Origin of the sequence: Sphingopyxis selenitireducens (assembly GCF_051550705.1) — a bacterium.
Lineage (GTDB): Bacteria > Pseudomonadota > Alphaproteobacteria > Sphingomonadales > Sphingomonadaceae > Sphingopyxis.
Window position 1 is genome coordinate 603,791 of the sequence record NZ_JBPULG010000001.1, and the last position, 11,429, is coordinate 615,219.

Sequence of the window (11,429 nt, forward strand, 5' to 3'; positions counted from 1 at the left end):
GCTATGCGTCCCGCCCTTCGTCGCGGCCGACAATATCGTCGATCGAACGTGCCGTGCGCTCGGGATATTTGGCCGTGCAATTTTTATAGACGTCGAAAACCTTTGCCATGTCGGCGCGAAAATCGCCGGTCGGCCAGATCATATGGCCGAGCCCGCCGGTCTTCTTGCCATAATCCATGAAGCCAACGACGATCGGCACCTTCGCCGCTATTGCAATCTGATAGAAGCCGGTGCGCCATTTCTGCGCTTTGCCCCGCGTCCCCTCCGGGGCGACGGTCAGCATGAACTCGCTGCGGCGTGCGAATTCATCGACCATCTGCTGTACCATATTGCTGCCGCCGCGCTGGTCCACCGGAACGCCGCCCATCTGTTTCATGAAGCCGGCGAGCGGCCATTTGAACAGCGACAGCTTGCCCATGAAATGCGCGCGAATACCAAGGTCCGCAGTCAGGCCGAGGAAATTGACGAAATCCCAGTTGCTGGTGTGCGGCGCCGCGATGATGATGAAGCGCCGCGGTTCGGGCACGACCCCCACGGCTTTCCAGCCGCGCATGCGGTACATCAAGAGCAGGAGCCAGCGTACCGCCCGCGCAACCGGCCCCGGCGGATCATCGTCGACACGCGCCACAAAATCTCCCCTTCCAGACCCGCCGCTTGCGCGAAACCACGCCGGTTCGCAAGGGGCGGCGATCACCGCTTGCGGCGCGGAGTGCTTTCTGCTCCTTTCGCTTTGAAAATGGGGAGGCTTTCGTGATGAAAAAATTGTCCGCGCTGCTGGCGTCAACGATGCTGCTGGCGGTTCCTGCGATCGCGGCCGAGACGCAGCCACGCCCCGATCAGCTGGCCTTTCGCGATCTTTACCGCGAACTCGTCGAAACCAACACAACGCTGTCGTCGGGCAGTTGCACGCTGGCGGCCGAACGCATGGCGGCGCGGTTGAAGGCGGCGGGCCTGCCCGACAGTCAGCTGACTTTGTTCGCGACCACCGAGAACCCGAAGGAAGGCGGCCTCGTCGCCGTCTATCCGGGCACATCGAAGACCGCGAAACCGATACTGCTCGTCGCGCATATCGACGTCGTCGAGGCGAAGCGCGAGGATTGGGAGCGTGACCCGTTCAAGATGGTCGAGGAGAACGGCTATTTCTATGGCCGCGGGACCGCCGACGACAAGGCACAGGCTGCCGTTTGGGTCGACGCGCTGATCCGGTTCCAGAAAGAGGGCTATAAACCCAAGCGCACGGTCAAGATCGCGCTGACCTGCGGCGAGGAAACCAACGGCGCGTTCAATGGGGTCGAATGGCTCGCGGCGAACAAGCGCGATTTGATCGACGCCGAATTTGCGTTGAACGAAGGCGGCGGCGGTGACAGCGACGGCAAGGGCAATGTCATCGGCCAGTCGGTGCAGGTCGGAGAAAAGACCTTCGCCAATTTCCGGCTCGAAACGCGCAACCCCGGCGGCCACAGCTCGGCGCCGGTTCCCGCCAATGCGATCTATCAGCTCGCCCGCGCGCTCAACAAAGTCGGCGAATATGATTTTCCGCTCGAAATGACCGACACGACGCGGCGCTTCTTTGCCGAAGTCGGCGCGGCGCGCAGCGACGAAACCGGAAAGGCGATGGCCGCGCTCGCAAAGAACCCGGCCGACAAGGCTGCGGAGGCGATCGTCAACAAGGACCCGTTCCTGCACAGCAATTTGCGCACGACCTGCGTCGCGACCTTGCTGGACGGCGGCCATGCACCGAACGCGTTGCCGCAGCGCGCCGGGGCGAACATCAATTGCCGCATCTTTCCCGGTCACAGCATCGAATCGATCCGGGACGAGCTGGCCAAAGTGATCGGCGATACCGGCGTCACCATCACCCAGCTGCCGCCGAAACGCCCGGCCCCGCCGGCGCCGCCGCTCGACCCGAAAATCATCGGCCCGATGCAGAAACTGGTCGATAAATATTGGCCGGGACTGAAGGTCATCCCGTCAATGGCCAACGGCTATACCGACGCGACCTTCCTCGGCGCGGTCGGCATCCCGACCTATGGCATCCCCGGCATGTGGGGCGATTCGGACGGCAATGGCGCGCACGGCCTCAACGAACGCATGGAAGTGCGTTCGGTCTATGTCGGGCGCGACTATATGTTCGACCTGGTGAAGGCCTATGCCGACAAGCCTTGAAGGGGCTTTGCCTTAGCCGACGAACGCGCGTTCGATCACGAAGTCGCCCGGCGCGGCGTTGGAGCCTTCCTTGAAGCCCAGCGCCTCGAAACGCGCTTCGAGGTCGCGGATCATCGCCATGCTGCCGCACATCATGATGCGGTCGGTTTCGGGGTCGAACTGCGTCGGCCCCGTCAGCGGGTGACCGAAGAGCGCGCCGCTGTCGATCAGCGCGTCGATGCGTCCCGAGGTACGGAAGGGCTCGCGCGTCACGGTCGGCAGATAATGGAATTGCAGCAGCGCCTGATCCTGCACCAGCGGATCGCCGGCGAGCTGGCTTTCGAGTTCATCGCGGAAGGCGAGGTCGCTGACCTGCCGCACACAGTGGACGAGCTGGATCTGGCTGAAGCGGTCATAAATATCGGGATCGCGCGCCAAGCTGAGGAACGGTGCAAGACCGGTACCGGTCGACAGCAGGAACAGCCGCTTGCCGGGGAGTAGCGCGTCGGCGACCAGGGTGCCGGTGGGTTTGCGGCCAAGATAGACCGGATCGCCGGGCTGGATTTTCTGAAGCCGCGAGGTCAGCGGACCATCGGGCACCTTGATCGACAGAAATTCCAGCTCGTCGGAATAGGCGGGGCTGGCGATCGAATAGGCGCGGAGCAGCGGGCGCCCCTCGCCCGGCAGGCCGATCATCACAAATTCGCCCGAGCGGAAACGGAAGGACGGTGGCCGGGTGATCGTGAAACTGAACAAATGTTCGTTCCAATGGCGCACCGAAAGCACTTCCTCGACGGTCAATGACGCGGAGGGAGCCAGTTTGGCTGCGGCAGCGATACGGTCGCTCATCTATTTCGGCTTTCCTGATGTTACATGGTGTCAGCGGACAGATCGAATCGCACCGAAATGTCGCAAGGACGGGCGGCCCATATCGAGTCGCGCCGCGTTTATCTCTTATTGCAAATCATTTGCAATAAACTTATTCTTGGGCAACGCCTAGTTTCAGCGCGGGTGCCCGGCTGCCAATCGCAACAGCCCCTTTGCCTTGGCGCTCCAGCCTTGCTATCGCGCGGCGACCATGGCGAGCACGACCGACGATCCCGACAACAATGATCCCGCCCCCGGCATGATCGACACACCGTTCGGCAGTGCGCTGTCCGAACGTTATCTCGTCTATGCTCTTTCGACGATCACCGCGCGCTCGCTACCCGATCTGCGCGATGGTTTGAAGCCCGTCCATCGCCGGCTTTTGTGGGCGATGCGTGCGATGCGGCTCGACCCGTCGCAGGGTTATAAAAAATCGGCGCGCGTCGTCGGCGACGTCATCGGTAAATTCCACCCGCACGGCGATACCGCGGTCTATGACGCGATGGTCCGCCTCGCGCAGAATTTCTCGCTGCGCTATCCGCTCGTCGACGGCCAAGGCAATTTCGGAAATATCGACGGCGATAATGCCGCCGCCTATCGTTACACCGAGGCACGGCTGACCCGCGTCGCCGTCGATCTGATGCAGGGACTCGACGAAGGAACGGTCGATTTCCGCCCGACCTATAATGGCGAAGATGAAGAGCCCGAAATCATGCCGGGCCTGTTCCCCAATTTGCTCGCCAATGGCGCAAGCGGGATCGCGGTCGGCATGGCGACGAACATCCCGCCGCACAATGCCGCCGAAGTCATCGGCGCGGCGCTGCTGTTGATCGAAAAGCCCGACGCCGAGCTTTCCGAACTGCTCGAACATGTCAAAGGCCCCGATTTTCCGACCGGCGGGATCGTCGTCGACAGCCCCGAGACGATCGCCCACGCCTATCAGACCGGACGCGGCGGTTTTCGCGTTCGCGCCCGTTTTTCGACGGGCAAGCAGGATGACGGCTGGGAAGATAGCGGGATCGAGAAACAGGCGGGCGGCACCTGGCAACTGGTCATCAGCGAAATTCCTTACGGGGTCGCCAAGGGCAAGCTGATCGAACAGATCGCGCAGCTGATCGCCGATAAAAAGCTGCCGATACTCGAGGATGTCCGCGACGAGAGCGCCGAGGATTTGCGCATCGTCCTCGTTCCCAAGAGCCGCAACGTCGACCCCGAGATTTTGAAGGAAAGCCTGTACCGGCTGACCGACCTCGAAAGCCGCTTCGCGCTCAATTTGAACGTCCTCGACGCGACGCGCACGCCCAAGGTGATGGGGCTGCACCAGCTGCTCACCGAATGGTTACAGCACCAGATCATCGTCCTCGTCCGCCGCGCCGAACATCGTATCGCGAAGATCGACGACCGGTTGGAACTGGTCGCGGGTTACATCATCGCCTTTTTGAATCTCGACCGGATCATCGAGATCATCCGCACCGAGGACGAGCCCAAGCCGGTGATGATCGCCGAATTCATTCTGACCGACCGTCAGGCCGAAGCGATCCTGAACATGCGCCTGCGCAGTCTGCGCAGGCTTGAGGAAATGGAGCTGAAGCGCGAGCAGGCCGAGCTCACCGCCGAACGCGAAGAACTGGCGAAGCTGGTCGAGAGCCCGGCGCGGCAGCGCACCCGGCTGCGCAAGGATCTGGAGAAACTGCGCACCGTCTATGGCCTCGAAACGCTGCTCGGCGCGCGGCGCACGACGATTTCCGAAGCCGCACCGGCGCGCGACATTCCGCTGGATGCGATGATCGAGAAGGAGCCGGTGACGGTCATCCTGTCGAAGCGCGGCTGGATTCGCGCCCAGCGCGGCCATGTGACCCCCGATCAATGGGCCGAGTTCAAATTCAAGGAAGGCGACGAACTGCTGTTCGCGGCGCACGCCCAAACCACTGACAAGCTGCTGATCGCGGCGAACGACGGGCGCTTTTTTACCATCGGCACCGACAAGCTACCCGGCGGGCGCGGTTTCGGCGAGCCGCTGCGGTTGATGGTCGATATCGACCCCGAAGCACGAATCGTCGCGATGATCCCCGCCAGCGCCGACGGCCGCCTGTTGCTTGCCTCGACCAGCGGTCACGGCTTCGCCGTTCAGATGAGCGAAGTGATCGCCGAGACGCGCAAGGGCCGCAACGTCGTCAATCTGAAACCCAAGGCACAGCTGGCAATCGTAAGGCCGATCGCGGCGACCGACGACAGCGTCGCGGTCGTGGGCGAGAATCGCAAACTGGTGGTCTTCCCGATCGCCGAAGTTCCGGTGATGGCGCGCGGCCAAGGCGTCATGCTGCAACGCTATCGCGATGGCGGCTTGTCCGATGCGATCAGCTTTGCCTTCGCCGAAGGACTGAGCTGGGCGATGGGCGGAGAAACGGGGCGCACGCGCACCGAAACCGATTTGATGCCGTGGCGTGTCGCGCGCGGTGCGGCGGGCCGGATGCCGCCGACGGGTTTCCCCCGGAATAACCGCTTCGACTGATCCCGTTTTCATGTAGCCGTAAACAGCTTGTTTACTCGAGCGGCATAGGCTCTTGCCAATGGGGAAAGGTCGCGCAACACCCGCTATTATGCCTATTGATAAAACCGGCGAAGACCGGCCCTTGCTGTTTGTCGGCTGGATCGACGCTTTGCCGGTTCCGGCGGCGCTTATCCGTCCGCTGACACGCGGCAATTTTCGTCTTCATGCCAGCAACACTGCATTCGACCGATTGAAGCTGTCGCCCGCCGGGGCCGATGCTCCGATCGAATTGCTGCGCGCTATCGAACGAGCGGCACAATATCCCGATCGTTCCCAGGAATTTTCCTGCCAGCTGGGCGAAGGCGTCGCGGCGCGCGACCTGCGCGGGTCGATCGGGCCGCTGCAGACCGAGACCGACGATGACGGGCTGTTCCTGCTGACGCTGATCGACCGCACCCAGGAAATGATGACAGAGCGCAACCTGCGCCGCGAACTGGTGTCGGACAGCCTGACCGGCCTGCCCAATCGCGCCGGGTTCGCCGAACTGGTCGAACAGCGCGCGGCGGGCGATGGCCCTGCCGATCATGTGATCCTGCTGCTCGACCTCGCGCGGTTCAGCCGTATCAACGAACATATCGGGCCGATGGCGGGCGATGAGCTGATCATCACGGTCGCGCGGCGACTGAAATCCAGCCTGCGCAGCGGCGACATATTGGCGCGCACCGGCGGCGACGAATTTGCGATTTCGTCACGCGTCGCGGGCGGAAGAGCCGATGTTCGCGAAATGGCGCGGCGCATCCGCGGCTGTTTCGACCACCCCTTTCGCATCGGCGAACTGAAAGTCAGCGTCGATTGCGCGCTTGGCTGTGCGATTCAGCCCGCAATTGACACCGCTATCGGAGACCAGATTCGCCACGCACAGATCGCGCTGAAACGCGCGAAGCAGACCGACCGGATCGAAATTTACGAGCCCGAAGCTGCAATCCTGTCGGACAATCGCTTCGGACTTGAAACTGCGCTGCGTAACGCGATCGAGGAGGACCGGCTCCACCTCGCCTTTCAGCCGCTGATCGAACTGGCCTCGGGCCGGGTCGCGGGCTTCGAGGCGCTGGCACGCTGGGATCATGACGACGGTCAGGCCATATCGCCCACCGAATTCATCCCGATCGCCGAGGATTCGGGCCTGATCGTCCCGCTCGGCCAATGGGCGATCAGCAAGGCGGCGGCGGTGATCGCCGACTGGGACAGCCAAAATGACGGCGAGCCCGTCGATTGCTATTTCTCGGTCAATGTGTCCGCAATCCAGCTCGTCCGCGACGATATCGCGGCGGTTGTGCGCAGCGCGCTCGCCGACAATGGCATCGGCGGCGAACGGTTGATGATCGAACTGACCGAAAGCGCAATTATCGGCGATCCCGACCTTGCGATGTCGGTGCTCAGCGAATTGAAGACGCTGGAGACCCGCGTGGCGATGGATGATTTCGGCACCGGCTATTCGAACCTCGCCTATTTGCAGCGCCTGCCGATCGACGTGCTCAAGATCGACCGCAGCTTCGTCGAACATATGGTCGAGGACCGCGACAAGGTGGCGATCGTCCGCACGATTCAAAGCCTTGCCGAAGTGCTGGGAATGAAAACGACCGCCGAGGGCGTCGAAACCGCCGATCAGGCGCGACTCCTGTCGGCGCTCGGCTGCGATTTCGGGCAGGGCTTCCTGTTCGCGCGGCCGATGGACAGCGCCGCCGCGTTTCAATATTGGCGTCAGTCGCTGCTACGCCCGATCATCTGATCGACGAGCTTCGCGACGCGCTCGTCGCCCGGGAAATCCTCCACCACCCAGGCCGCCTCGATCGCTTTCAATATGCGCGCGACCTCCGGGCCAACGCCAATTCCGCGTGCGACAATGTCTCCGCCCTTCACAGGAAGCATCGGCGCTTCCCATCCGTCGAGCGCGGCAACAGCCGCCGTTGCCGAAGCGCTGTTGCTGCCCAGAAGATGGACGTCGCGCGCCGTATCGACGCCAATCTCATAGGCGAGCTGGCGCGCAGGTCGCGCGGTGTCGGTCCGATGGCGGGCGACCGCTGCAAGATGCTTGCGCTGACGCGTCGAAAACCGCAGCCGGCTCGCGACCTGCTCCGCGATGGCCGGATCGGCTGGAAGCAACGCCGACAGGCGGCGCAGCGACGCTGGTTCCACCGCGGTTTCGATTTCATTCGCAAGCAGCCGGTCGAACGCATCGGCGAAACCCGCGTCGAGTTCGGGCAGCAGCACCGCGAAAATGCCATCGGCAGCCATCTGGCCCACGATCATGCGCGGATCGGGCAGCGCCAATATCTTTAAAAGCTCGTCGGCAATGCGTTCGCGCGACAGGCTTTTAAGCGACTGGCGCGCCGCGATCACCGCATCATGGCTGACCGCATCGAAATCGCCGCGTCCGAAGCGCGCGGCGAAACGATAAAAGCGCAGGATACGCAGATGGTCTTCGGCAATCCGCGTCGCGGCGTCGCCGATAAAGGCAATCCGCCCTGCGTTCAGATCGGCGATGCCGCCGAACCAGTCATCGACAGCGCCGGTGTCGGCGTCGGCATATAGCGCGTTGATCGTGAAATCGCGCCGCGCCGCATCCTCGCGCCAGTCGTCGGCGAAAGCGACAGTCGCGCGGCGTCCGTCGGTTTCCACGTCGCGCCGCAGCGTCGTGATCTCATGGTGATCGCCGCTCGCGATCGCGGTGACGGTGCCATGTACGATGCCGGTCGGGATCACCTTGATATCGGCCGCCTCCAGCCGCCGCGTTACCTCATCCGGAAGCAGCGGAGTCGCCATATCAATGTCGGTCACGCCAAGGCCGAGCAGCGTATCGCGCACCGCGCCGCCGACAATTTTCACCGCGCCGCCATCAGCGGACAGCGCCGCAACGATGCGGCGGAGCCCCGGGCGGGTGCGCCATTCGGCGTCCGGAAGCATCGTCACCGGTGCCACCCCGCCGGCATCCGCCGCGCCAGATTGATGATGATCCCCGCCGTCACGCCCCAAATCCGTCGCCCTTGCCAGTTCATGTCATAATAATGCCGGTCATGGCCCTGAAAATGGGCATGCTGCTGCACATAATTTCCCGGGTCGAAGAGGATGTCGAGCGGCACCTCGAACCAGTCCTCGACCTCGTCCGGGTTGGGATCGAGCGGCAGGTCGGGCGGAATGACGCCCAGCACCGGGGTGATGTGATAGCCGCTGCCCGAACGATAGGCCTCGGTCGGGCCTGCGATCATCACGTCGCGGCGGTTCAGCCCGATCTCCTCCTCCGCTTCGCGCAGCGCGGCATCGACCGCATCGCGATCGCCAGGGTCTATCTTGCCGCCCGGAAAGGCCACCTGCCCAGCATGGCTGCGCAGCCATTGCGGGCGCTGGGTCAGGATGACACCGGGGTCGGGACGGTCGGTAAAGGCGATCAGCACCGCCGCATCGCGCAGCGTGCCGGCGCCATCGGACAGATAAGCCTCGTCCTCCCCGACGTCGGGCAGCAGATTGGCGAGCGCGACGCGCAATTTTTCCGACAGCATCAGACGTCCACCAGCGGAAAGCGGGCACCATTCGACCAGATGGCAAGCGGGTCGCCCTCCTCGGCGAGCGCGATATCGACAATCTCATAATAGAGCGCACGGTCGATCCGCGCCTCCAGCCCGTTTCCGATCGCGCCGCGAACATGAAGGCGCGGGTCGGGATGATCGGGGTCACCGCCAAAACTCAGCGGATGATCGGCGCCAGCGATGATCAGATCGTCGGTATCGAGGCGAAAGACCAGCTTGCGTCCTTCGCCTGTCCCCTCGCTCTTCATCTCGACCGCGCGAAAGGCGGTATCCTCGACCGCGATGTTCAGCTTTTCCGCCGGGGTGACGAGAACATGGCCGCCATCGGGTTCGCGGCGCAATATCGTCGAGAACAGCTTGACCATCGCCGGACGGTTGATGCGGCCGCCCTCATGATACCAGCTGCCGTCGGCGCGAATCTCCATCGCGCTGTCGCCGCTATGATCGGGATGCCACGTATCGACCGGCGGGAGTTTGCGGGCCGCGAGCAATTCGGCGGCCTCGGTCAGCGACAGTTGCGAAAAATCTTTGGGGAGCGATGGGGCGGGACTGACCATATATCCGACATAGGCAGACGAGCCGTGGGCGCAACCCCCGCGCGGGTCAACGCGCGCCGATCATCCCGGCCGCCATCGGCAGCTGATGGCCGTTGACCGCGCGCGCAAGCAGGCGGCGGCGCTCGAAGGGCCCCGGCAAATCCCACGCGCCTGTCGCGTCGGCGTCGAAGCCGAAAAAGCGGCCATAATATTCGGGGTCGCCGATCATCATCAACGCGCCATCGGCCCGGGTCTCCGCAGCATCCAGCATATGCGCCATCAACGCGCGGCCGTGCCCTCCACGCTGGACGTCGGGGCGCACCGCGACGGGGCCAACCATGACGAGCGGGGTCGCCGCGCCATCCGCCGCCTGATGGACGACCGGCCAGCACTGGATGGTGCCGATCAACAGGCCGCCCTCGACCAACGCGAAGCTGAGGTCCGGCACGGCGGCGCTTCCTTCGCGCAGGCGATAGGCGGTGCGTCCGAACCGGTCGGCACCAAAGGCCGCGTCGAGCAAATCCTCGACCGCCTGCACATCTATCTCTGCCAATGGAAGTAACTCGACCAACGCTTGCCCTTTCGCTAATGCGGCGGCGCTTTAGGGTCCGGCGTCGGTATTGCAAAGCCGAATGTCGTCCCCGTTCGACAGGATGATCGCGTGACCGATACATTATGGCTGGAAGTGGACGGGCTGACCGTCCAGGTGCTGACCGGCATTTACTCCGAAGAAACCCATTTGCCGCAGCCGCTGCGCATATCGGTGCGCGCGAAGCTGGCGATGGCCGATCATTATGATCCAACCACGCCGCTGAACGCGTCGAAAAATTACATGCACCTGAAATTCGCGGCGACCGAGGGTATCCCCAAGGATGTCCATTTCGTGCTGATCGAAAGCGTCGCCGACCATATCATCGACACTCTGTTCCTGCAGGACGACAAGGTCGAAGAGGTCGAGGTCAAGATCGTCAAGCTCGCGATCGCCGAGGAAGGCGAACAGATTGGCATCACAATGCGCCGAAGTCGTTCGGGCACGCGCAAATGACGCAGAAGCTGGCGCTGGTCACGGGCGGTCTGCACCGCGTCGGTGCCGCAATCGCGGCGCGGCTGGCGCACGAAGGCTATGCGCTGGCGCTGCACAAACGCACGGCGGCGGAGGCCGATCCGGTGCTCGCCGAAGCGCTTGCTGCGACGGGGGCGCAGAGCCACCGCTTCGCCGCCGACCTCGCGAACCCGGTCGAGGTCGATGCACTGATCCCCGCAGTGATCGAAAAATTCGGCCGCGCGCCTGATCTGCTCGTCAACAACGCCGCGCTGTTCGCCGAGGGGGAATGGACCGATCTGTCCACCGATGCGCTCGCCGCGATGATGCAGGTCAACCATCACGCCCCGGTCATGCTCGCGAAGGCGCTGGTCGCGGCGAGTGAGGGAAAGAGCCGTCCCGCGATCGTCCACATCGTCGATCAGCGCGTCGCGCAGCCGGTTCCCGACCAGATCGCCTACAGCCTGTCGAAGTCAGCGCTGTGGCAGGCCACGCGGACGCTGGCGGTGGCATTCGGCGACAAGGCGCGGATCAATGCGGTCGCCCCCGGACTGACAATCGCGACCGACGATTATAGCGCGGCGCAGGTCGAGCGGCTGGCGGCGCGGATGCCGCTGGGCGCACTGCCGACCCCGGCGCAGATCGCCGATGCCGTCATCTATCTCGCGCGCGCCGAAGCGGTGACGGGTCAGACGATCTTCGTCGACGGCGGCGCGCATCTGGCACCGATGGGCCGCGATTTCGTGGCGCTGGACCGCGATTAA

General features: G+C 63.6%; 11 protein-coding genes. 5 read left to right on the plus strand and 6 right to left on the minus strand.

Annotated elements, in window-relative coordinates:
* Nucleotide 1: 1 nt before the first annotated feature.
* Nucleotides 2–628 (minus strand): lysophospholipid acyltransferase family protein, encoded by a 627-nt coding sequence (locus ACSYDV_RS02770; RefSeq protein WP_438322212.1) that lies wholly within the window; start codon nt 626–628, stop codon nt 2–4.
* A gap of 125 nt (nt 629–753) precedes the next feature.
* Here ACSYDV_RS02770 and ACSYDV_RS02775 point away from each other — a divergent pair, with 125 nt between their 5' ends.
* Complete coding sequence (locus tag ACSYDV_RS02775; protein WP_438322213.1) at nt 754–2,166, plus strand: M20/M25/M40 family metallo-hydrolase; 1,413 nt, start codon at nt 754–756, stop codon at nt 2,164–2,166.
* Nucleotides 2,167–2,178: 12 nt separating this feature from the next.
* Here ACSYDV_RS02775 and ACSYDV_RS02780 read toward each other — a convergent pair whose 3' ends face one another.
* Nucleotides 2,179–2,994: a ferredoxin--NADP reductase gene (locus ACSYDV_RS02780; RefSeq protein ID WP_438322214.1), complete on the minus strand. Its 816-nt coding sequence runs from the start codon at nt 2,992–2,994 to the stop codon at nt 2,179–2,181.
* A gap of 229 nt (nt 2,995–3,223) precedes the next feature.
* On the opposite strand from ACSYDV_RS02780, the gene parC reads away from it, so the two are divergent.
* A complete protein-coding gene (gene parC / locus ACSYDV_RS02785) occupies nt 3,224–5,524 on the plus strand; it encodes a DNA topoisomerase IV subunit A (protein ID WP_438322215.1) in 2,301 nt (766 codons plus the stop codon).
* A gap of 88 nt (nt 5,525–5,612) precedes the next feature.
* Entirely contained in the window at nt 5,613–7,292 is a 1,680-nt protein-coding gene (locus ACSYDV_RS02790) for a putative bifunctional diguanylate cyclase/phosphodiesterase (protein ID WP_438322216.1), read from the plus strand.
* Here ACSYDV_RS02790 and ACSYDV_RS02795 read toward each other — a convergent pair.
* From ACSYDV_RS02795 to ACSYDV_RS02810, 4 genes are read right to left on the minus strand one after another with little or no spacing between them, the layout of a single operon-like run.
* Entirely contained in the window at nt 7,265–8,467 is a 1,203-nt protein-coding gene (locus tag ACSYDV_RS02795; protein ID WP_438322828.1) for a CCA tRNA nucleotidyltransferase, read from the minus strand. The two genes, ACSYDV_RS02790 and ACSYDV_RS02795, sit on opposite strands and share 28 nt — an antisense overlap.
* Nucleotides 8,468–8,469: 2 nt before the next feature.
* Nucleotides 8,470–9,060, minus strand: a complete 591-nt coding sequence (locus ACSYDV_RS02800; RefSeq protein ID WP_438322217.1) for a CoA pyrophosphatase — start codon at nt 9,058–9,060, stop codon at nt 8,470–8,472.
* Nucleotides 9,060–9,644: a DUF1285 domain-containing protein gene (locus ACSYDV_RS02805; protein WP_438322218.1), complete on the minus strand. Its 585-nt coding sequence runs from the start codon at nt 9,642–9,644 to the stop codon at nt 9,060–9,062. Before ACSYDV_RS02805 ends, ACSYDV_RS02800 begins: the two co-directional genes overlap by 1 nt.
* A gap of 46 nt (nt 9,645–9,690) precedes the next feature.
* Nucleotides 9,691–10,194, minus strand: a complete 504-nt coding sequence (locus tag ACSYDV_RS02810; RefSeq protein ID WP_438322219.1) for a GNAT family N-acetyltransferase — start codon at nt 10,192–10,194, stop codon at nt 9,691–9,693.
* A gap of 90 nt (nt 10,195–10,284) precedes the next feature.
* On the opposite strand from ACSYDV_RS02810, the gene ACSYDV_RS02815 reads away from it, so the two are divergent.
* Together ACSYDV_RS02815 and ACSYDV_RS02820 are read left to right on the plus strand one after the other, a co-directional pair.
* Entirely contained in the window at nt 10,285–10,668 is a 384-nt protein-coding gene (locus ACSYDV_RS02815; protein ID WP_438322220.1) for a dihydroneopterin aldolase, read from the plus strand.
* A complete protein-coding gene (locus ACSYDV_RS02820; protein ID WP_438322221.1) occupies nt 10,665–11,429 on the plus strand; it encodes an SDR family oxidoreductase in 765 nt (254 codons plus the stop codon). The genes ACSYDV_RS02815 and ACSYDV_RS02820 overlap by 4 nt, the downstream gene beginning before the upstream one ends.